Here is a 22,520-nt window from a genome sequence, read left to right on the forward strand (position 1 = left end):
CGAAAGACCTGTCATGCCCGTATTGCAACCCTCTGTCCTTTTTCTTGTCGCGGTTCTGGTCCTGTCGGTGATCGAGTATCGCTGGCGCGTTCGTACCGGCCGGGGTTACGATCTCGCCGCGCTTGGCGGCACGCTGGGAACGATGGCTGGCCAGGTCCTGATCAAGGGGATCATCAATGGCGGCATTGGCATCGCCATGCTCGGCGTTTTCTCCCTGGCGCCGGCTCAGTGGCCGCTCGAAGATTGGCGAACCTGGCTCGCGGGCTTCCTTGTGCTGGAGTTCTTCTATTACTGGCAGCATCGCTTCAGCCACACTATTCGGTGGTTCTGGGCGTCCCATGCCGTCCATCATTCGGCGAACGAACTGACGCTGCCAGCCGCGGCCCGCCTGAGCTGGACCGCCGGGATCTCCGGCATCTGGGTTTTCTTCCTGCCGATGATAATGCTCGGTTTCCACCCATTGCTGGTCGCGACGCTGCTGATGATGAACCTGCAATATCAGTACTTCATCCACACGGAGGCGGTGGGCAGGCTCGGCCCCCTGGAATGGCTTTTCAACACGCCCTCTCATCACCGTGTCCATCACGGTTCAAACCCGGAATATCTCGACAGGAATTTCGGTGGTGTGCTGATCGTCTTCGACCACCTGTTTGGCACCTTCCAGGCCGAACGGCCAGATATACCTGCCGTATACGGTTTGACCCGGCCGCTGCGATCGAACAACCCGTTTGTCATCGCCTTCCACGAATGGGGCAATCTGATCGGCGACGTGCGCAAGGCCGGCTCGGCTCGAGGCGTCTTTCACGCCTTGTTCGGCCGGCCGGGCCGTCAGCCCGATACACATGACTCTACCGATCGGCTGGCTTCCCCGGCTTTGCCGGTCGAATAAACGGGTTCAGGCAAGGTCCCCCCACCCTCCCTTGGTCGCCTGATTCCCGTCGCGCCCGCGCGGACCTCACCCTGCCGCGCGGGCGCCTTTTTCTCACCCGCGTAAGCGATGGAAATTCAGCCAGACAGGTGCAAACAATGACCGCGGGACGCGTTGATGAGACAGGCTCTGCCCGGTTCGCTCATGCCAACAACGCCCGGATTTCGTGGCCGCCCTCGGGGTAGACGTTGCCGGTATTGCGGGCGAATCGGCGCGCGCGCTTGCAGCGCTGCGCCCCGCACCGCATATAGGGCGGACACAGCTGTGAAAGGAACCGGTCATGCAGGGAAGTTTTTCTATCGTGGGGCTCGGCAGGATGGGCGCAGGCATTGCCCGCCGCCTGATGCGCGCCGGCATCACCCCGTCCGTGTGGGATATCGACGCCGCCGCGATCAAGACGCTGGCCGGCGAGGGCGCCGCCCCGCTGGCCGATCTCGAGGCCCTCACGTCCCTGCCCGCGCCGCGCACCGTCTGGCTGATGCTGCCCGCCGGCCAGGTAACGCAAAGCACGCTGGAGAGCATCACGCCGCTTCTCTCGGAAGGCGACTGCATCATCGACGGCGGCAATACCTATTACAAGGACGATCTGGCCCGCGCCCGGCAGCTGGAGGAGCACGGCATCGCCTATATCGATGTCGGCGTGTCCGGCGGCGTCTGGGGGCTGGAAGAAGGCTTCTCCCTGATGATCGGCGGGCCGGGCGACCATATCGAGCGCCTCGACCCGGTCTTCGATGCGCTGGCTCCCGGTACGGGCACCGTACCGCCGACGCCGGGCCGCGACGGCGCCGACCCGCGCCCTGAAAAGGGCTATGTCCATTGCGGCCCTGTCGGGTCCGGCCATTTCGCCAAGATGGTCCATAACGGCATCGAATACGGCCTGATGCAGGCCTATGCGGAGGGGTTCGACATTCTAAAGAATGCCCGCTCGCCCGCGCGCGACGCGGCGCTCAATTACGACTTCGACGTCGCCGCGCTGGCCGAGGTCTGGCGCCGCGGCTCGGTCATCCGCTCCTGGCTGCTCGATCTCAATGCCAATGCCCTGACCGCCGATCCGGCGCTGGACAATTACGAGGGCTATGTCTCCGACAGCGGCGAGGCGCGCTGGACCATCGAGGCCGCGATAGAACAAGGCGTCCCTGTTCCGACGATCTCGGCGGCCCTGTTCACCCGCTTCCAGTCCCGCCGTCAGCAATCCTATGCCGACAAGCTCTTGTCCGCCATGCGCGAACAGTTCGGCGGCCATATAGAAGGCAAGAAACCAAGCGGCCGCGTGCCGGTGAAGTAACAGGCATCTTAGCGTCGAGTCTGTTCCCTGTTTTTAAGGAGTAGTTTCGGAAAGGAATACCATGGCTCACAGAATTCTTGTCCTTTACGGCTCCTATCGTACCGACCGGCAGGGAATCCGTCTGGCGCGCTATCTCGAGCGGGCATTCGGCGAAGCCGGCAATGATGTCGATCTGATCGACGCCAAGGCAATCGACCTGCCGATGCTCGACCGCATGTATAAGGAATACGCCGCGGGCGAGGCCCCTGCCGTGCTGGAGGACCTGGCCGGCAAGATCCGCACCGCCGACGCGTTCGTGTTCGTCACCGGCGAGTATAATTGGGGTATCCAGCCGGGTCTGAAGAACCTTACGGACCATTTTCTTGAGGAGTGGTTCTGGCGGCCTGCAGCCATTGCCAGCTATTCGGCCGGGCGCATGGCCGGCGCGCGTGCCGCGCTTGCCTGGCACGGTACGCTGTCGGAAATGGGGATGGTCGTGATCTCGAGTTCGCTGGCCGTGGGCGGTATCAGCGACGCTCTCGATGCCGAGGCGCGGCCCATCGGCAAGGGCGGCGCGTCATTGGAAAGGGCGTTTCCGCGCTTTTCCGCCGATCTTGCGTGGTGGACCGAGGCGGCCTGCGCCCAGCGCAACAAAAGCAAGCCACCATACTGAACCGTCCGGTCACATCAAGCGGTGCTTGGGTGAGTTCACCCCCCGGAACGGGGATGCAGGGCCATTCGCCGCCTCGCCGATGATCGTCCGGGGGCGTTATCCTCGATCAAATGTCGTCCATGTTGCTCAAGATATCCCTGGCGTCATCCTTATGCTGCTTGCACATTTCCATGCCGAGCACGATCAATGCGCGCACGGCGGCAGACCGGTTCGTTGCCCGATTGTCGAACCGCCAGTCATCGATGACTTCCCTTTCGGAGTCAGTCACCAGTATCTGGAGCTTGCTGATCCGTTTTTCCTGACGGTTTCCAAAATCCGGCATCGTTCAGTTCCCATCAGTGTAACGCATGGTTGCCGGTTCAGGCCTGTCCGAGGGTAAGCAGGTCGGCATTTGTCAGGTCGGGATGGGTACAGAACATCCCGTGCGAGAGGCCCGGATAGATCTTGAGTTTCGATCTTTCCGTATTACCTCGCAACGAGGTTACCGTGCAGCATCAGCGCATTGTCACCTCGCCCTTGATGAACACTAGCGCGCACGGTAGCCCTCTGCATCACTGGACATGCTCTGCCGGTGCCGTTCTTGCGGTTTAGACTTCTCTCTTGATTTCCATCCCGCAAATACCGGCTTTTTGGAAGATCATCCGCATGCGGGGGCGCTCAGGAGATACGCAACGCTCCTGTAACGATGACTGAGGGCGGGAAAAAGTGGCTGACCGAGGAGAGTAGCGTCTCAAAGGTTGGCTCATGCAGCCAAGGCAATCAACACTCGCGCGCTTTCAGACTGACAGAATGCTTGAGCAACTCGTCCTCATTCCTCCGCTCCCGTTGCAAAAACCTGAGTCGAAGTCCTCAAGACCGGAAGCGGTTTACACTTCCAGGGCCGATAGCTAAACCGAGATGATGCCCCTCTTGATTGCGAGCATGACGGCTTGCGTGCGATCCTGAGCGCCAAGCTTGGCAAGAATGCTCTTCATATGGGCTTTCACAGTCTGTTCCGAGATCCCGAGGCGCACCGCTATCTGCTTGTTTGAACCGCCAGCTGCCAGGCGGCCAAGAATCTCCATCTCCCTTTCACTCAATTCGTCCCCGCCTGCATGTTCGGCAATTTCCGCTGCGATATCCGAGGGGATGCGTTTGCGTCCGCCATGGACAGTTCGAATGGCGTCAAGGAGTTCGCGTCTCAACGTGCTCTTGAGCAAGTAGCCATACGCGCCAGCTTTGAGCGCCCTGACTGCATTGGTATCACCGCTATACGACGTTAAGATCAGTATCCTGGCCTCGCTGTACTTGAGTCTGATAGCCTTGATCACGTCGATGCCAGTCATGTCCGGCATCTGAAGATCCATCAGAGTCACATCAGGTCGAAGCTGGCTGAACTTTTCAATGGCCTCGACTCCATTCGAGGCCTCCCCGACCAGGTCCATGTCCGCCTGCGTTTGAATTATGGCGGCTATTCCTTCCCGAATCATCGGGTGGTCGTCCGCTGCCAGTATACGGATGGGTTTAGACATGTTCATGGCCTGAAAAAGCGTGTGATGTTGACAATGACCGATCGTATTCCCGCACTCTGGTCTCCATAGGCGATCGTCGCCGGACACGATACCAGAATTTCTGTACCAGCGCCGCGCTTGCTGTGTATCGTGAAGCTTGCACGCATCTCGCGTGCGCGTTCCCTCATACCCTGCAACCCGAAATGTCCTGCAATTTGCTCCTTTGAACTGACGTCCTGTTCCATGCCAACCCCGTCATCAATAACTCTTAGCCTGAATTCATTGGGCCTGTAGGATATTTCGACAGCGATTTTCTGGGCATGTGCATGCTTGAAGGCATTGGTCAGGGCCTCTCGTCCAAGCATTTCGATTTCAGCCCGGACCAGGGGATGTAATTTCCGGCGATGGCCCTCCACATCCACTCGGAATCTCGTCGGGAAATCACGAGCGAGTTCTCCCGCTGTCAGAGCCAACGCAGTGGGCAAGTCGCACTTTGGCACGCTGGTACGCAGATTGGTGATGCTTTCTCTACTCTCAAGGAGAGTATGCTCGGCGCTATCCAGAGTCTCCTCAATTCTCTGTCTGGCGTTGAACGTAGAGGGCAAATCGTTTGCGACCGCTTGCATCCGCAGGATCAGCCCCTGAAATCCTTGCAGGAGCGTATCGTGCAGGTCGCGAGCAATTCGCTCTCGTTCGAGAAGCCGCTCATTATACTTTTCCTGAACCCGTCGCGCCAGATAGGACGAACGAAGCCAAATCAAGCTATAGGTCCAGCCTTCCCCATCAGTGAGCATATACCATTGCCATCATAGGTCGGCGTCGCCGAGCCCACTCTGCTGTATTGGTTGAGGCCATTGGCGGTGAACGCCTTGTCGCAGACGGTTGCGGCGACGGCCTGACGTTTTGACAAACCCCGGTTCGCTCGGAAAATGCTGGCGGTGGAGGGCAGCCTGATCGAGCGGGTCTCTGCCGGGATTTCCCAGAAACCTGTGAAAATACAGGGAAGTCCGCCGCTTCCAGTAGGCTTTCTGCTACTTGCTCGAGAAAAAGGACCGAAGTTCAGAGAGTTGGCAGTAAATTCCCTGCAATTGATATCAGGGAAATTGGAACTGATATCAAGCAAACCCCTTTTCGCGATCAAGGATCACTCCGCAGCATCATAGACGACGCGAAACCCGATATGGGAGGCGGAAAAGTCCGTTTCCTGATCATGCCGCGCTGCCGGGCGATAGCGGCGACAGTAATTGGGTGCACATAAGTAAGAGCCACCCTTGACCGTGCCCAGCCGGCCATCGGCACTGACCTCGTCGGCCACCCATTCCCAGACATTGCCGGTCATGTCATGCAGGCCGTAGCCGTTTGGCGGATAGCATCCGACAGGCGCCAGCCCGGCATGACCATCGCTGGCGCTGTTCTGCGCCGGGAAGACCCCCTGCCACGTATTGGCTTTCGGTGCGCCTTCATGGGGCGGCTCTTCGCCCCATTCATAACGGGCGCCATCAAGGCCGCCGCGCGCGGCATATTCCCATTCGGCCGCCGTCGGCAGTCTGCCACCGGCCCAGTCGGCATAGGCGGCGGCATCCTCATGGGCCAGGTGCACCGCCGGATGATCCATCAAATCATCGACCGAACTGTCTGGGCCTGTCGGGTGACGCCAGCTCGCCCCTTCGACGAAGGACCACCACTGGCCGAAATTCTCAACCAGGTCGGGCGTGAACACGGCAGAGCCAGGCACCAGCTGGTCGGCAGGAATACCGGGATAGTCTGCCGGGTCGGGCTGGCGCTCGGCCAGCGTGACGTAACCGGTCTCTTCGACAAACTTAGAAAATTGCCGGTTGGTGACCTCGTGGCGGTCGATCCGGAAGGACCCGACCGTCACCTGGCGCGCGGGGGCCTCATCGGCATAGCCCTCATCCGTCCCCATGGTGAACGAGCCGCCAGTGACGGCGACAGGCTCGCTGCCCTGCAGATCGAGGCACCGGGCTTGCCCCGCGGGAGACGATGCGGCGTCTTCCCCCTGGGAGCACGCGGCGATAACCACCAGAAAGCCGATCCAAACGACCAGGCCGGAGACAGTGCCGACTGAATTTCGTCCTGAAATCATCATCTCCTCAATTTCGGCTTTCCGCAGAATTCAAGTACTGCCCTTGATAGCCGCCTGGGCGGCGGCAAGTCTCGCAACAGGGACACGGTATGGCGAACAGGAGACGTAGTCGAGCCCGATCATCTCGCAAAAGTCTATGGAGCGCGGATCGCCACCATGCTCGCCGCAGAGCCCGAGCTTGATGCTGCGACGCGTGGCACGGCCTTTCTCGGCAGCGATCCTCATCAGTGTGCCGACTCCATCCCGGTCGAGAGTGACGAATGGGTCTTCCGGCATCACCTTCGCCTTCTGATAGGCGGGCAGGAAGGCACCGGCATCGTCACGCGACAGACCAAAGGTCGTCTGTGTCAAATCATTGGTGCCGAAAGAAAAGAACTCAGCCTCTTCCGCAATCTGGTCAGCGACCAGCGCGGCGCGGGGCAGTTCGATCATCGTGCCGACATGATAGTCGAGCATACGCCCCCTGGCCGCGAAGACCTGCGCCGCGATGTCATCGATACGCGCCTTGAGCATCGTCAGCTCTTCCTTCACCGAGACCAGCGGAATCATGATCTCCGGCGCTATAGAAACGCCCGTTTTCTCGACTGTATCGCAGGCTGCCTCAAGGATGGCGCGCACTTGCATTTCGTAGATATCGGGATAGGTGACCCCTAGGCGGCAGCCGCGGTGACCGAGCATCGGGTTCACCTCATTCAGGTCCTTGATGCGCTGATACACTATCGAGATATCGACACCCGAGGCCCTCGCCACAGCGCGGATGTCATCATCCGCCTGCGGCAGGAATTCATGCAGCGGCGGATCCAGTAGACGGATTGTGACCGGATAGGACTTCATTACCAGGAATAGTTCGTAGAAATCAAGCCGCTGCATGTCGAGGAGGCGCGAAAGCGACGTCGTGCGATCTTCCTGCGTCTCAGCAAGTATCATTTCCTGCACCGCGAGAATGCGCTCCGGATCGAAGAACATGTGCTCGGTCCTGCACAGGCCGATACCTTCGGCGCCGAATGCCCGTGCCCTGCGGGCATCGACCGGGGTCTCCGCATTTGCACGGATACCCATGCGGCGGAGCGAATCCGCCCAGTTCATCAGCGTCTCAAACTCTTCCGACATTTCCGGCGGAATCGTCGGTATCTCACCGAGGAAAACCTCTCCGGTCGATCCGTCGATAGTGATGATGTCACCCTTCTTGATCACGGCACTGCCGACCGTAAACGACTTGCGGTCCGGCGCAAAGCGGATCTCGCCCGCTCCGGAAACGCAGGCCCTGCCCATGCCGCGGGCAACAACGGCGGCATGAGAGGTCATCCCGCCACGGGCAGTGACTATACCGGCCGCAGCATGCATGCCGTGAATGTCCTCCGGGCTGGTATCATCACGCACCAGTATGATTTTGGTACCGTCTCGTGCCACCTCCTCAGCTTCATCTGCCGTGAACACGACGCTGCCGGCCGCAGCGCCAGGGCTTGCCGGCAGTCCACGCGTCAAGAGAACGTTTTTCTCGGATGGAGCGAGCGAGGGGTGCAGGAGCTGATCGAGACTTTCCGGCTCGACGCGCATCACTGCCTCCTCCATGCTGATGATCCCCTCCTTACACAGATCGGTCGCGATCTTGATCGCAGCCTTCGCCGTACGCTTGCCGGTGCGCGTCTGCAATAGCCAGAGTTTGCCTTCCTGAACCGTGAACTCGATGTCCTGCATATCCCGATAGTGACTTTCAAGCCTCTCGAAGAATCCGATCAGTTCCTGATAGGTCTCCGGCATACACTCCTCCAGCGAGGGAGCGTCACTACCCATCTCGATACGAGACCGCTTGGTCAGGTTACTCGGGGTACGGATACCGGCAACGACGTCCTCACCCTGTGCATTTTTCAGGAACTCGCCATATATCTGGTTCTCCCCGTTAGACGGGTTTCGGGTGAAGGCAACGCCAGTTGCCGAGGTCTCGCCCATATTTCCGAACACCATTGCCTGTATATTGACCGCGGTGCCCCAATCCTCGGGGATGCGGTTCAATCGGCGATAGGTTCTCGATCGGTCGTTCATCCAAGACCTGAATACGGCGTCGGTCGCGCCCCAAAGCTGCTCGCGCGGATCATGCGGGAATTCCGTTCCAAGATGATTACGCACGGCTCCCTTGTATCCATTGATGACGGTCCGCCAGTCCATGGCTGTCAGCTCCGTATCGAGATGAACGCCCCTGTCCCGCTTGCACTCTTCGAGGATGTCCTCGAAAAAACTGTGATCCATCTGCAGAACGACGTTAGCGTACATCTGGATGAATCGGCGATAGCTGTCATAGGCGAACCGTTCATCGCCGGTCAGCGCTGCGAGGCCCGTCACGCTTTCATCGTTGAGTCCGAGATTGAGCACCGTGTCCATCATGCCAGGCATCGAGGCGCGCGCGCCTGAACGCACGGAAACAAGCAAGGGATCGACTGCATCGCCAAAGGTCTTGCCGGTTACGGTCTCGATGTGGGCAATGCCCTCTTCGACCGCTTGGGACAGACCCGCCGGATAAGCGTGCGCATTCTTGTAGAAGGCTGTGCAGACTTCAGTCGTAATAGTAAAGCCCGGCGGCACCGGCAGACCCAACAACGCCATCTCGGCAAGGTTTGCGCCCTTGCCGCCGAGTAGTTTTTTCATCTCCCGCGTACCGTCTGCCTTGCCATCGCCAAACCTGTACACAAGCTTCTCTGAAGACTCCGCTCGAGAAGCCGAAATCTGATCCATAGTCTACTCTCCATTTTGTCAAGTCATCGGCCAAACGTAGCCAGGTCTTTCATCTTCTGTTGGTATGCAAGCGCTTTTGCCGGCGGTCTTTCCGATGGTTAATTCCCACGTATACGGCCCGGTGACGCGCGCACTGGTGGCAGGCTTCAGGCTCGTCACTTGCCCCGCAAGAGGGTTTTGATGCCAGCTTTTCACCATCTGTACTTGTCTTTTTCCTGCTGACGGCCTTCGCCATCACATCATTATGGGGTGATCGGCAATAGGATCGAAAACCTGAACAGCCATCTAGCCATGTCGGGACAATCACCGTAACGGTCTGCGAGTATTCTTTCCGCTTCATTCATTCTCAAGACCGTGAAGAGTGCTGCTGACGACAACCGAACTTGTGGACTCATTACCGTCCGTATACGGCTGAACGTCTACATGGTAGTTGATGAACCAGTGGGTCGTGTCGGCAGGAAGTTTGTCGAAACGGGCCTGGTACTTATCGGGCATGGCTTTCACACTACCAAAATCGAGAATAGCTTCCTCTTTCCATTTAGTAGCCGCATCGAGTTCTTTCTGGTTTGTGTAATGAATCACGGCACCTGAGACGCGATAATCATCCCTGTTGAGAAAGCTCACGTGTGATGTGGCTTCGCCGTCCCCGGCATAAGCCGTCGCCAGCGTACGCACCCAAGGCTGTCCCTGCGAGACGACGGATTTGGCAAATTCATAGGACTCCGGCCGGTTCCAAGCGTCGGCATGACTGTGCCTCATATCCTTGATGATCGAGACAGCATACGGCCCGGCAACTGCGCTGTAAGAGCGGCGCTGGGCGTCAAGATAGAAATGTCGGTCATTGCGCCATGTGAGCCACAGCGACGGCTTGGTGAAGTTCCCCAGCCTGAGGCCAGGCTCCCATATCTTTCGATAGGCCTCATTTCCGGCCAAGGCCTTCTTGTACTGGTTATCAATGTCGTCAAGGTAGCCGGTGCCATAAATTGGAATGGCAAAATCGAAGCGATTGTCGAACCCCATGACGGTAGACGTGATGATGCCGCCCCAGGAGACACCGACGAGTCCGATGTGCCCAGCATCTATTCTTGGGTCATTACGCAGATAGTTATTCGCGCGGACAACAGCCGCAACGGCATGAAACATCCACTGATCGCCTACAGGCTCTTGCGTGTCCACATAGATTCCGGCGCGTTGCGGACCGGACCATGGATGTTTCTTCCACCTGAACTCAGATGGCCCTGTCGCCAAAGGATCACGTTGATCCGTCTGCCCCTCTACAGCAATACTGAGTGCTGCAAATCCGGCGGCATTCCACTTGTGAACCCATTCGGCGTATGCCGTGCCGCCACCGCCATGGATCAGGACCACTGCGGGCGCCTTGCCGGATGCAATCGCATCGCCTTGCAGGGGATTCTCGGGAAGACCATATATCCCAAAGATCCGCGTCGGCTTGTCGATATAATCTTCCCCCTCAAGGAACAGGGAGGTGAGTCCGTCCTCACGCTTTACAACGTCAAAAGTGGCTGGCACACCGGCACCGGAAAGGTCAGCTATTCTTTGCTCGACTTCCGCAAGGTCATTATTCGGGTCACTGGCAAATGCCGGCACGTTGACGAACAGACCTGAAACAAGAATGGTCACTGCAATTCGAAGAAGGTTCATTCTCGATACCACTGATCCGGACCAACTGATCTCGCTGGGTTTCATGCGGGAAACAGGCCTATACCGCTTTTTTTTCAAGACGGTCGGAGTCGGCGGGAATCCTGTCTACACTCTCCGGATGCAGCAGGTCCCGGCTTATCTCACCGATGGAACTGACGCCAGCCAGCACCATATCCCGCCGCAGGGCATCTGCGATCAGCTGCACGGCGTGTCGCGCTCCGGGAATGCCATTTGCAGCGAGGCCGTACAGATATGGCCTGGCGAAGCTGACAATATCGGCCCCCAGAGCAATTGCCTTTATTATGTCCGTGCCCCGACGAATACCACCATCGAGCACAAGAGGCGCATCGTCACCTACTTTCTGACGAATGGCAGGCAGCGCCCTCAGCGGCGATGGGGAACCGTCGAGCTGACGGCCACCATGATTGGAAATTGAAATTGCATCAAAGCCGGTACGAAGGGCACGAACTGCATCGTCAGAACGCACGACGCCCTTGATCATGGTCTTGCCGGCCCACTCCCCGAGTAGCCATTCTGCATCACGCCAGTCAAAGGCTGCGTTCAGCTGTTCGGAGACGAACTGGTTCAGGCTGACCGCTGGCGTGTCACCATCGAGATTGGCATATTTCACGGCAGGTTTGGTCAAATAATCCCACACCCAGAACGGTGCATTCAGCGCATGCCACGCCTGCTTCACGCCAACCTTTGGCGGAATGGTGAAACCGTTTCGCTTGTCCCGCTCACGAAAGCCGGTAATGGGAAAGTCAACCGTCAGCGTAAGGACCGAATAACCGGACGCCTTGGCGCGTTCGAGCATTGCCTTCACCAACCCCCGATCTTTCCAGACATAGAGTTGAAAAAACTTCGGGCCGTCTGTTAGCGCCGCAATATCTTCAATCGAAGTTGATGAAAGGGTGGATAGAGAGTAGGCCGTACCAACATCTCTTGCGGCAAGAGCAGGGCCGGCTTCACCGTCCGTATGGAACAGCCGGTTCCCGGCCGCAGGTGACAGGAAGAACGGGACATCAAGCTTGTGGCCCAGAAAATGCGCCGTGGTGTCGGGCTTGTCATGGCCGGTCAGGACACGGTGATAGATATTATGCGCGTCAAAATCATCCCGGTTCTGCGCAAGAGTACGCTCATCGTCGCTACCGCCATCGATATAGTCAAAGACCATGCGGTGTGCGCGACGTCTCGCTGCCTTGCGAATATCTTCGATATTCAGCCAATCATCAGTGTTGCCGGCAAACATGACTACTCTGCGGCCTTGTGATGTGCAGTTATACGCGATGTCGGGAGACAGGCGGGGCCTACCGGCTCAAAGGACTTATAGGTCAGGATAAATTCCTGGTGCCCAAGTTCCTCCGACCTGCTTTTTCCACCGGATGCCACAAAGGTGACAGCGTCAAGTATCTCCTTGCCGACCTCATCTAGTGTCCGCGTGCCATCGAGGACGGTGCCGGCATTAACATCCATGTCTTCCGCAAGTCGGTTGTAAGTATCGCTGTTGGAGCAAACCTTGATCACGGGGGAAATTGCCGACCCCACAACCGAGCCGCGCCCGGTCGTGAAAATGATCAACTGGCAGCCGCATGCGATCAACTCAACGATCTCTGCATTGTCGGCAATATTGGGAAAGCCAAAACGAACCTCGCCGTCGGGAACGACATCGAGCAGGAACAGGCCCCCGCTGGGGGGTTGATCGCCCGGCTTGATCAATCCACTGATCTGTGACGAGCCAGACTTGGCATACGCCCCCATGCTTTTTTCTTCCTGGGTGGTAAGCCCGCCTTCGGCATTGCCTGGTGCGAAACTGCCGTGACCAAGGGTCTCGTAATAGCGGGCGGCCTTTCCGACACTGCGCGTGATCTCGTCGGCAAGCTCCACCGTAATCGCCCGGCTGGCCATATGCCCCTCACAACCGATTAATTCGCCGGTTTCCTCGAATACACAGGTAGCGCCCTCGGCGACGAGGCTGTCAAATGCCCGGCCGACCGCAGGGTTGGCCGTTATACCGCTTGCGCCATCAGACCCGCCACAGATGGTACCGACCACAAGTTCGGACAGATCGACGTGAACGGTGGGCTGTTCATCCAGGACCGCACGCATCTTCTCGACAATGGCGCGACCCTTTTCAATGGTCGAACGCGTACCGCCGTCGCCCTGAATGATCAATGTCTCAACAGGACGGCCGGATGCACTGACTGCTCGCTGAAGACTTCTCTTGTTGAAACCTTCACAGCCGAGTGACACCAGCACCACGCCCCCGACATTCGGATGCGTGCTCAATCGCTCCATCATGTTGTAGGCATACTGATTCGCGTAACACCCCGGGAACCCGATCAAATGCACATCCTGATCGCGCCAGGGAATTGTGATTTCACGGGCTACATGATGCGCGCACTCAACAAGATAGGCGACGACGATGACATTCCGTATTCCTTTGCGGCCATCTGGTCTCTCCCATCCCTTCATGATATTTTCCTTCCCGACGTATATTCTGTTATTTTTTCTTCCGTATAAGTTGGAATGTAGTCACTTTTCATGTTGTCCGTATGCACGACGTCACCCAAAGAAATATGGGCTGTGGCACTACCAATATGCGCTCCATATTTTTTTATGCTGTCACCGGGCCGGATTGATGTGCGGGCGACCTTGAAACCAGGCAGAATAGCTGCGGCTACTGCCATATGGTTGCCAGCGATCGAGAGAGAGTCCCCGGCCGCGATCTTGGCACGGGTGACGAAAACATTATCATCCGGATGTAGCAACAATAGTCGCGCATCATATTGATCAGTCATGGTGAAACAACTCCTCCATAGGCGCCCACCATTCTCCGTCTTCAAGACTTTCGAGCGGCACCTGGCATGGGTCAGTTAGGCTCCACCATTCTCTGGTGCGAGGATCCTCTGACATTCTGGCCATGTCGGCGTCGAAATCGTCGCCGGTATATTCGAAATAGCCAAACAGAAGGTTTTCCGGTTCGCGCAAGAATATAGTATAATTTCGAATATGACAGTCCGAAATTTCCATCAGGACTTCCGGCCACGGTTGTTTGTGAAGCCGGCGGTAGTCGCCAAGCTTTTCAGGTTTCACCCTGATGACCCAACCATAGCGCTGCATAATTCCTCATAATGGTTTCGGCTTCGCCCGAAATCGTGAATTAACAAAAAACTGCCCTTGTATGAAACAGTGTTTCTTATATGATCCCCTAGAAACACTCCTGTCAAGCCAATTAAGTGACCTGCATGATAGCAAACACAACTCCACTCCCGGCCCGGCGTATTGCCGATACCACGCTCGAGATTTGCACCCTCGGGTTTGGTGGCGCCGCGGTTGGCAATCTTTATCGGGCCGGTTCTGATGCTCAGGCCTATGAAGCGATGCAGGCAGCGCTTGATCACGGCATCCGGTATTTTGACACGGCTCCACATTATGGCCACGGACTCTCGGAGGTACGATTCGGAGAATTCTTCGGTGGCACGCTGCCCGCAGGCGTGGTCATTTCAACAAAGGTTGGTCGCGTTCTCGAACCATCGGGCGCCGACGGGCCGCCGGATCACGGTTTTGTCGATCCCCTGCCCTTCACCCAGGTTTTCGACTACTCCCATGACGGCGTGATGCGCTCTTTCGAGGAAAGCAGGACTCGCCTGAAAAATCTGCCGGTCGATATACTTTATATGCATGATATCGGCAGCCTGACCCACGGGGACAGGCATGAAGCCCAATTCCGCCTTGCAATGGAGGAGGGCATTCCGGCCATGATGAAGCTGAAGGAGTCGGGCGCGGTCAAAGCCATAGGGCTTGGCGTCAATGAGTGGCAGGTCTGCAAGGATTTGCTGGCCTATCATGATCCCGACGTGTTCATGCTTGCCGGCCGTCATACCTTGCTCGAACGCGAAGCTTCACGTGAATTGTTCCCGGCGTGTGAAAAGCGGAACATTTCGGTCGTATCGGCCGCCCCGTTCAACTCGGGCCTGCTCGCCCGGCGTCCGGACACCACCACGCATTACAATTACGAATCACCGCCTGCAGATGTTCTGCAAAAGGCCCAGACCCTGTTCGACGAACTGACCAAGAGGGACATCGAGGCCCAGGCAGCCGCCCTCCAGTTCCCCCTGCGCGCGCCATGTGTTGCAAGCGTGGTCACCGGCATGTCGAACGCTCGTTATGTCGAAAGCTCAACACGGTGGTTCCGTCAAGAGATCGGCGACGAAATCTGGGCACAGATCGAAGAGATTACGGATGACCGGAGTATCCGCCTGTCATGAAGATAATAGATAGTCACCAGCATTTCTGGGATCGGACAACGCCATGGTTCAATTGGCCGACGCCTGATCTGACGGCGATTTACCGAGATTTCCAGCCGGCCGATCTCGCCCCGATCCTGTCGGAAAACGGCGTTGTTGCCACCGTTCTCGTTCAGGCGGCCCCAGCCTTAGAGGAAACCCGCCATCTTCTCGACCTCGCTGCACGCGAGAGTTTTGTTGCGGGTGTTGTCGGGTGGGTAGACTTTTCCATCCCCTCTCTTGCCGCAGACCAGATCGATGACTTGGCACGTAACCCGCTTTTCAAGGGGGTCAGACCCATGCTGCAAGCTATCGACGCTGCGGACTGGATCCTCAACGACAGTTTCTCACCTGTGTTCGACGCGCTACTCAGGAACGGGCTCGCCTTTGACGCATTGGTACAGCCTCGTCATCTCGGCGTACTGTTGGAAATGGCGGAGCGCTGGCCCAGCGTGCGTATTGTCATCGATCACGCGGCCAAGCCGCAAATAGCCAGTGCGGGGTTCACCGATTGGTGTGCCGGTATCGAGATGCTGGCTCGGAAAACCAATATCTGGTGTAAACTGTCGGGCCTACTGACCGAATTGCCAGCAAGCAGCCATGCAGACGATTGTTTCCTGGTCATCAATCACCTGATCTCCAACTTCAGTACTGAACGCTTGATCTGGGGCAGTGACTGGCCGGTCGTAAACCTCGCCGCCTCGTATTCAGACTGGCTCTCGCTATCGAGATCCAGGCTGTCGGCTTTGCCGCCGGGCGTACAGAATGACATATTTTATCGGAATGCTATCACCGTATACCGATTAATAATCGAGGAAAATAACCCATGAAAAGACTACACGGAAAGAAGGCGCTTGTCACAGCAGCTGGTCAGGGGATCGGTCGGTCGATTGCCGAACGCCTCGCCGATGAAGGGGCCGATGTATTGGCAACAGACCTGAAAACGGACCTGTTCAAGGGAGAGAATGCATTCCGCTATACACAGCTCGACGTAACTTCGCAGGAGCAGATCCGGGAGATTGCAGGCGGTGAAACGTTCGACATTCTCCTGAACTGCGCCGGTTTTGTCGCCAACGGCTCGATACTGGAATGCAGCGAGAGTGACTGGGAGTTCTCGCACAAACTCAACGTGACCAGCGCCTTTCAAATGATCAAGGCTGTCCTGCCCGGCATGCTGGATCAGGGAAGCGGTTCTATCGTCAACATTTCATCAGTCGCATCAAGCATCATCGCTGCGCCGAATCGATTTGTCTACGGCGTAACGAAAGCGGCCATTATCGGAATGACGAAATCCGTTGCGGTCGATTATGTCGGCAAGGGTATCCGCTGCAACGCAATATGCCCCGGCACCATCCAGAGCCCGTCTCTTGACGATCGCATCAATGCTTTCGACGACCCGGTAAAGGCACGCGAACAGTTCATTGCGCGTCAGCCCATGGGTCGGCTCGGAAAGCCGGAAGAGATTGCCGCCATGGCAGCCTATCTGGCTGCTGACGAATCTGCATTCACAACAGGCGCCATCTTCACGATCGATGGCGGCTGGACAACCGCATAAGGAGTACTCATATGAAATTTTCAAGACTGGGCCGACCGGGCAAGGAAAAACCATGCATCCTTGATGCCAACGGCACTTGGCGAAACCTGTCTGGCCTGATTGACGATATATCCGGTGAGGCTCTGGAACCCGACGCGCTTTCCCGTATCGGTGCCGCCGATCTGGCAAGTCTGCCTGCGATCCATAATGTTGATCGTTATGCGCCAGCAGTCGCGGGTGTTGGAAAATTCATCTGTATAGGCCTGAACTACGCCAGGCACGCTGCCGAAAGTGGCATGGACCTGCCCAAGGAACCGGTCATGTTCATGAAGGCGACATCCAGTATCATTGGCGCGAATGATCAGGTCGTGATCCCGAGAAACTCGAAAAAGTCAGACTGGGAAGTCGAGCTGGGCGTGGTTATCGGGCGTCCGGCCAAGCATGTCAGCGAGGCAGAGGCGCTGGATCATGTCGCCGGCTATCTGGTGGTCAACGACCTTTCCGAACGCGAATTCCAGCTTGAACGCGGCGGCCAGTGGGTCAAGGGCAAGAGCTGCGACACGTTCGGCCCGATCGGTCCCTGGCTCGTAACCAAGGACGAGATCCCCGACCCGCAGGCACTCGGGCTTTGGCTCGAAGTCAACGGCAAACGCTACCAGGAAAGCAATACGAGTGACATGGTCTTCGGTGTCGCTCACTTGATCAGCTATTTGAGCGATTTCATGACATTGCAGCCTGGCGATATCATCTCCACGGGTACCCCGTTCGGTGTCGGCCTGGGCCTGGACCCGCCGGTCTATCTGAAAGAGGGCGATGTGATGGAACTGGGTATTGATGGTCTCGGCCAGCAACGCCAGGAAGTGGTCGCCTGGCAGGACGCGTAACCGGCATTCAGCATCCGGACGGATTTACTAGGATTGAAGGCCGTGCAGATATACTCTGCACGGCCTTTCTTCTTTCATCGGAATGCCGGTGATCAGTCCACCTTCGTCACATAGACATACATGGCCGGCAGGGGATTATCGCCGTCGGGTGTATCCGCGAACCAGGTCAGCATGCGCGCATCCCCCGCATTCAGGTCGACAGTGAAGCGCGCACTGGACGCATGGCCATGGACCGGCACAACATGGCGCTGTCCATCGACTTCGAGGATGGCATGGTCCTTACCGGCCGGCATTGCGGCCGGTGCGTCATGGACAAAGACTTCGATCTCATAGCTGCCGGGGGTTTCGACTGTCAGATACCATGGTAATGGCGGGAATTCTTCCTCGCGCTGCAACCAGCTTTCATAACCGATTTCCGCTGCTGGTGGCTGGAAACCGGGAAACCATGGCACAGCATCCGTCGATGGCGCTTCCATCCAGTCCATCGCAGTCAGGCGCACTGTGCCGACACCAGGCGTTCCGACAGGCAAGCGCTGGGTCGGAAAGCCGGTGGCGGCTGCGTCATCCCACCAGGTCTCGATAACGGCACGCATTTCCGCAATAACTTCAGGATGAGCGGAGGCTACGTCCGATTGCTGGGCCGGGTCTTCGGCAATGGCGAAAAGCGCCTCGGAACCGGTTGGCTCATTGGCGACATAGCGCCAGTCTTCAGTAAGGACAGCCACTGGCCTGCCCGGATCAGGATCGAAGACACGCTGGTTCGTGACCACAATCGCACGCTCTCCTACAGCTTCTGCTTCGCCCCGCAGCACAGGCGCAAGAGATACGCCATCAATATCCATGCCGGATACCTCTAAGCCAGCGAGCTCGAGAAGAGTCGGGTAAAGATCATAATGGGCGGACAAGACATCGATATCGCGCCCCCCCTCGATACCGGGACCGGAGATCAGTAGCGGCACCCGATGCCCGCCTTCATAAACAGAGGCCTTGTAGCCACGCATCCCGGCGTTGGGCTGCCAGCCGGAATCGCCAGCAAGCTGTATACTGACAGTTTCCGGGTTCCCCTGATAATAGGTTTCATTGAAGTGGAAGGCAGAACCATTGTCGGTCATAAAAATGAATACAACGTCGCGACCGTCTTCCAGCTTCAGGAGATACTCGCGCAAGGCGCCGACACGATCGTCAATATGGGTGATCATGGCATAGAATTTCGCCATCGGTGCGGGCAGGCCGGCTTCAAGATATGGCGCGATATACTCATCGGGTGCCCGCCACGGCCGATGAGGCGCGTTCAGGGAGAGATAGGTGAATGACGGGCGCCCTTCTTCAGCCGCGCCGGTAATGAATTTCTCGGCCTCATCGAACCAGACATCGGTGGAATTACCAGTAAACCCAACCGGCTCCGAATTTACAAAATAGGTATCGTCAAACTGGGTGTTGCCCCAATAATCAGGTGTTTGGCCGACCCCGCCACCACCATGGATGACAGTATGTTCAAAGCCCTGATCTTCCGGACGGAAGGGATAGTTGTCGCCAAGATGCCACTTGCCGAAAATGCCGGTGGCATATCCGGCCCCCTGTAAGACTTCTGCAATCGTCACCTGCTCTGTTGGCAGCAGCGAACGCCCCATGATCGTATGCCATACGCCAGCACGAAGGGAGTTCTGCCCCGTCATGAGCGCAGCTCTGGTCGGTGAGCATGTGGGATCGACGTGGAAATCGGTGAAGCGCGCGGACTCACCGGCCAAGGCATCGATATGCGGGGTACGGATCAGCGGATTGCCGGTATAGCCAACATCGCCATAGCCCTGATCATCCGTCATGATCAGAACAACGTGCGGCGCTTCCCCGGCGTTCTCGCTAGTTTGCGCTGAGATCGCATCTGCCGGCTGTTCGGATGCTGCGCAGGCACTGATGACAAGGCCGAACGTGAAAGCGGTGATTTTTTTCATAAGGTCAGTCATGTGGCAATATCTCAATCTGGCGGAACTTCATCAACTCTGTGCCGACCTGTGCCGGGCGCAGAACGATCGAGTAGTCCCCTGGTTCGGTGAACTCAATCGTGCCGATATGATGCGAAAAGGTTGCGACCGGCCTGTCGAACTCGAATTCTCCTGTCTCCAGGACACGGAATATCCTGCTTTGACCCGCAACCTCGACGACCCCCTCCTGACCGGCCTCGCTTGCATCAGCGGAATATCTGACCGTCACGGTGTACTGGCCTGGATCAAGGACACGGAGCTGCCAGCTGAGAGTGTCATCAGGCTCTCGGATCCCCTTGACGGACGGGAAATGTTTCCATTCACCGAAATTATGCCAGTAGCGGCGATCCTCTAGTTCTACATTGCCGCCAAATGTTGCCATTTCGGGTTCAAGTTCGGTCGCTTCATATTCACTCGAGACAGTGATGATGCGGCGCTCCTCGATCGATGCCGTGTCCAGCAGGCCATCATTATGGTAAAGTGCAACAACGCTATTGCGTGAATCGGGCATGTCATCGGGCAGTCCGATCTTAAGCCCACCCTCCACAGTAGTGACGCTCAGACGCTTGCCAGTCGCCAGCAACTTCGCCTGGCGAATGTTCAGATCACCCGAGGGCAAGAAGATCTCCCGGCTCGCGGGCGCTTCCAGGACGTGCAGGTAAACCGCTCCATCGCGCTGGGTTACGGTACCCCAGGGAACCGGGGCAAAGGGCGATGCGGAGGTGCCATAGATACTCTCGCCGTTGACATCCATCCATTTACCGATTTCGCGAAAGCGATTGACCGAGGCCTCAGGGATCTTCCCATTGCCGTCAGGGCCGACATTGAGAAGAAAATTCCCGCCCTTGGAGGCAACGTCGGCAAGGATATGCAGTAACTCGGTCGTCGATTTGAAATTGGTATCGAGGGCTGTATACCCCCAACTCTCATTATGCGGAAAGATGGCCTCGAATGGTCTGGACGATTCGTGAACAACGGGAATTTCGCTATCCCTGTAGTTCTGATAGTCCCCCAGACCGTGACCAATGCGACTCGAGATCAGGGTATCCGGCTGTCGTTCGCGAACAAAATCGACAAACTGCCGGGCGCTTTCAAGCGTAGAGTCGCCCGGCGTATCGAACCAGATCAGGGCGACATCGCCATAGTTTGTCAAAAGCTCATCGAGCTGGGGGATCGCCTTCTCCTGCTGGTATACGGAAAAATCCTTTCCTGCAGGGTCATACTCCCACTCATTGCCCCCGCCATCCGGATGCTCCCAATCCTGAAACTGGGAATAGTAGAAGCCCAGCCTGATACCTTCCTTCTCGGCCGCGATGGACAGCTCTTTCATCGGGTCCCGACCGAATGGGGCGCCGTCAGTGACGTCATAGTCGCTGAAGTCAGTGTCGAACATCGCAACGCCATCATGATGCTTGGCGGTGACGACGATGTATTTCGCACCGGCTTCCTTCGCAAGAGAAACCCACTCGTCAGCATCAAATCCCTGTGGATCGAACGTATCGAGAAGACCCAGATAGTCTTCGCGGGATGCTTCGGAGCGGCGCCAGAGCCATTCGGTAATACCGTAATAATTTTCGCCCCGCCACTGACCGCCCGTCTGTGAGGACACACCCCAGTGAACGAACATGCCGAACTTCGCATCGCGAAACCATTCCACACTCGGTCCGTCCGAGTCATTTTGGACAATAGAAACGTCTCCGTCCTCCGGCGCCTGCGCCAAGACGACCGTTGTCGGCAGCAGTGACAGTACCAGTACCGAAATTACATTTTTGAGTTTCATGACATCCCTTATTTTTTAGAGTAATTGGTCGTATTCTTACTCACTACCACGCCATCTGACCTGACCCGAACGGGCATCGATATCGAGAATTACCGACGCGTGTTCGTATTCACGCCTGAAGGTCAGGCCTGTGCGCTTCGCTGGTCCAAGAGGTTTGCCCAACGGCTTGTCAAATTCCGGATACCAGTCGAGATTACCGTGTTCGGCGCGATACCCCCAGCTGTAGTTGAAATAGGAGTACTCATTGGCGATGATCAGAAACGCCGCCAACGGATAGTCTATCCGCTCCCTTGCCAAGGCGTACAGCTCTTCATGAGGCGTATCCCGGATAGAGTCGTCGAGCCATGTGAATCCCGGGAACGCTTTCAAAATGACGATCTTGCCCTGCTCGCCGGTTGCAATCATCCGCTGGATGTCCTGAAGTACCTGCTCTGTAGCCGTACTCTGAAACAGGTCGAAATGCTCTACGATCACCCCGTCAGTGTGTTCAAGATACTTCAGGCCGCCATGGTCCCAGCCATTCGCTACAGAGCGAATACCATTATAGATAACCAGCTCGTCGGAACCGATTTTTTGCCTGAGCTTGTGCAGCGCAGGATTAATGGCCGCCTCGATCTGCGCAGCCTTGTCAGCGCCCCACATGTCGCTCGCCAGCTCAGCCTTCAGCGCGATCTGAGGCAAGGCATCGACAAAGATCCCGTCAAACTCATCCGTAGCAAGCATTTCTGCAGCGGCCTCGATCCACCAATCCTGCCAGTCGGGACTTGAAACATCATAGCGCCGCAACTTGTCCGATTTCAGGGAAAGATTGCCTTGTGTGTCATGCAGGAAATATTTGGGCTCGGTGCCCCGGTCTGCAGAGGCCTTGTACCCCGGATAGTCCAGCAAGAAGTTCCAGTAATAGAGAACTTTCAAGTCCGGATTGACTGCCTTCAAACGCGCAGCCTCTGCTCGCGCTGCGGATTCATTGTCCGGGTAGTGATCAAGCGCGTGCATTTTCTCCAGGGTGACGAAATGAAAGTTTGAGGCGAGAAAGGCAACCTCCTCTTCGCTCAGCCCGTCATTATCACCGAGATGTGCATATAATGGTACCGTCTCCCAAGAGAATGTCGGCTGGGCGGACGCACCTGAAAAATATGCTTGCGCAACCGATGCGACCATCATTGCCGACAGAAAAAAGCGCGAGAGCATAGTCGACCC

20 protein-coding genes are annotated in these 22,520 nt (G+C 57.1%); 7 read left to right on the plus strand and 13 right to left on the minus strand.

The features are described 5' to 3' along the window. Positions 1 to 13: 13 nt before the first annotated feature. From IEV88_RS10250 to IEV88_RS10260, 3 genes are all read left to right on the plus strand, one after another. A complete protein-coding gene (locus IEV88_RS10250; protein ID WP_188158538.1) occupies positions 14 to 889 on the plus strand; it encodes a sterol desaturase family protein in 876 nt (291 codons plus the stop codon). A 319-nt stretch (positions 890 to 1,208) separates the two neighbouring features. Then, entirely contained in the window at positions 1,209 to 2,213 is a 1,005-nt protein-coding gene (gnd, locus tag IEV88_RS10255) for a phosphogluconate dehydrogenase (NAD(+)-dependent, decarboxylating) (protein ID WP_188158537.1), read from the plus strand. A 61-nt stretch (positions 2,214 to 2,274) separates the two neighbouring features. Next, complete coding sequence (locus tag IEV88_RS10260; RefSeq protein WP_188158536.1) at positions 2,275 to 2,865, plus strand: NADPH-dependent FMN reductase; 591 nt, start codon at positions 2,275 to 2,277, stop codon at positions 2,863 to 2,865. A gap of 106 nt (positions 2,866 to 2,971) precedes the next feature. Here IEV88_RS10260 and IEV88_RS10265 read toward each other — a convergent pair whose 3' ends face one another. From IEV88_RS10265 to IEV88_RS10310, 10 genes are all read right to left on the minus strand, one after another. Beyond that, positions 2,972 to 3,187: a hypothetical protein gene (locus IEV88_RS10265; protein WP_188158535.1), complete on the minus strand. Its 216-nt coding sequence runs from the start codon at positions 3,185 to 3,187 to the stop codon at positions 2,972 to 2,974. Between the two features lie 565 nt (positions 3,188 to 3,752). Continuing rightward, entirely contained in the window at positions 3,753 to 4,376 is a 624-nt protein-coding gene (locus IEV88_RS10270) for a response regulator (protein WP_206711207.1), read from the minus strand. A gap of 2 nt (positions 4,377 to 4,378) precedes the next feature. After that, a complete protein-coding gene (locus tag IEV88_RS10275; RefSeq protein ID WP_188158533.1) occupies positions 4,379 to 5,149 on the minus strand; it encodes a sensor histidine kinase in 771 nt (256 codons plus the stop codon). A 350-nt stretch (positions 5,150 to 5,499) separates the two neighbouring features. Next, positions 5,500 to 6,459: a formylglycine-generating enzyme family protein gene (locus IEV88_RS10280; RefSeq protein ID WP_188158532.1), complete on the minus strand. Its 960-nt coding sequence runs from the start codon at positions 6,457 to 6,459 to the stop codon at positions 5,500 to 5,502. Between the two features lie 30 nt (positions 6,460 to 6,489). Then, entirely contained in the window at positions 6,490 to 9,189 is a 2,700-nt protein-coding gene (ppdK, locus tag IEV88_RS10285; RefSeq protein ID WP_188158531.1) for a pyruvate, phosphate dikinase, read from the minus strand. A 336-nt stretch (positions 9,190 to 9,525) separates the two neighbouring features. After that, positions 9,526 to 10,851, minus strand: coding sequence for an alpha/beta hydrolase family protein (locus IEV88_RS10290; protein WP_188158530.1), 1,326 nt, complete (start codon positions 10,849 to 10,851; stop codon positions 9,526 to 9,528). Between the two features lie 58 nt (positions 10,852 to 10,909). Continuing rightward, entirely contained in the window at positions 10,910 to 12,103 is a 1,194-nt protein-coding gene (locus IEV88_RS10295; protein WP_188158529.1) for an alpha-hydroxy acid oxidase, read from the minus strand. A 2-nt stretch (positions 12,104 to 12,105) separates the two neighbouring features. Beyond that, a complete protein-coding gene (locus tag IEV88_RS10300) occupies positions 12,106 to 13,326 on the minus strand; it encodes a UxaA family hydrolase (RefSeq protein ID WP_188158528.1) in 1,221 nt (406 codons plus the stop codon). Then, positions 13,323 to 13,652, minus strand: coding sequence for a UxaA family hydrolase (locus IEV88_RS10305; protein ID WP_188158527.1), 330 nt, complete (start codon positions 13,650 to 13,652; stop codon positions 13,323 to 13,325). The genes IEV88_RS10300 and IEV88_RS10305 overlap by 4 nt, the downstream gene beginning before the upstream one ends. Next, positions 13,645 to 13,974: an L-rhamnose mutarotase gene (locus IEV88_RS10310; protein ID WP_188158526.1), complete on the minus strand. Its 330-nt coding sequence runs from the start codon at positions 13,972 to 13,974 to the stop codon at positions 13,645 to 13,647. Before IEV88_RS10310 ends, IEV88_RS10305 begins: the two co-directional genes overlap by 8 nt. Before the next feature lie 125 nt (positions 13,975 to 14,099). On the opposite strand from IEV88_RS10310, the gene IEV88_RS10315 reads away from it, so the two are divergent. The 4 genes from IEV88_RS10315 to IEV88_RS10330 are packed head-to-tail and all read left to right on the plus strand — an operon-like array spanning position 14,100 to position 17,558. After that, the gene (locus tag IEV88_RS10315; protein ID WP_188158525.1) at positions 14,100 to 15,122 is read left to right on the plus strand and encodes an aldo/keto reductase; all 1,023 of its coding nucleotides are present in this window, start codon (positions 14,100 to 14,102) and stop codon (positions 15,120 to 15,122) included. After that, positions 15,119 to 15,970, plus strand: coding sequence for an amidohydrolase family protein (locus IEV88_RS10320; protein WP_188158524.1), 852 nt, complete (start codon positions 15,119 to 15,121; stop codon positions 15,968 to 15,970). The genes IEV88_RS10315 and IEV88_RS10320 overlap by 4 nt, the downstream gene beginning before the upstream one ends. Further along, a complete protein-coding gene (locus IEV88_RS10325) occupies positions 15,967 to 16,695 on the plus strand; it encodes an SDR family oxidoreductase (RefSeq protein ID WP_188158523.1) in 729 nt (242 codons plus the stop codon). Before IEV88_RS10320 ends, IEV88_RS10325 begins: the two co-directional genes overlap by 4 nt. An 11-nt stretch (positions 16,696 to 16,706) precedes the next feature. Continuing rightward, positions 16,707 to 17,558 (plus strand): fumarylacetoacetate hydrolase family protein, encoded by an 852-nt coding sequence (locus IEV88_RS10330; protein ID WP_188158522.1) that lies wholly within the window; start codon positions 16,707 to 16,709, stop codon positions 17,556 to 17,558. A gap of 92 nt (positions 17,559 to 17,650) precedes the next feature. Here IEV88_RS10330 and IEV88_RS10335 read toward each other — a convergent pair whose 3' ends face one another. From IEV88_RS10335 to IEV88_RS10345, 3 genes are read right to left on the minus strand one after another with little or no spacing between them, the layout of a single operon-like run. Next, complete coding sequence (locus IEV88_RS10335; protein WP_188158521.1) at positions 17,651 to 19,522, minus strand: arylsulfatase; 1,872 nt, start codon at positions 19,520 to 19,522, stop codon at positions 17,651 to 17,653. Further along, positions 19,515 to 21,320 (minus strand): alpha-L-fucosidase, encoded by a 1,806-nt coding sequence (locus IEV88_RS10340; RefSeq protein ID WP_188158520.1) that lies wholly within the window; start codon positions 21,318 to 21,320, stop codon positions 19,515 to 19,517. Before IEV88_RS10340 ends, IEV88_RS10335 begins: the two co-directional genes overlap by 8 nt. Before the next feature lie 36 nt (positions 21,321 to 21,356). Beyond that, positions 21,357 to 22,511 carry a putative glycoside hydrolase gene (locus IEV88_RS10345; RefSeq protein ID WP_188158519.1) on the minus strand — a complete coding sequence of 385 codons (1,155 nt, stop codon included), beginning with the start codon at positions 22,509 to 22,511 and terminating at the stop codon, positions 21,357 to 21,359. Positions 22,512 to 22,520 lie beyond the last annotated feature (9 nt).

Source organism: Aquisalinus flavus (assembly GCF_014640095.1).
Taxonomy (GTDB): Bacteria; Pseudomonadota; Alphaproteobacteria; order Caulobacterales; family Parvularculaceae; genus Aquisalinus; species Aquisalinus flavus.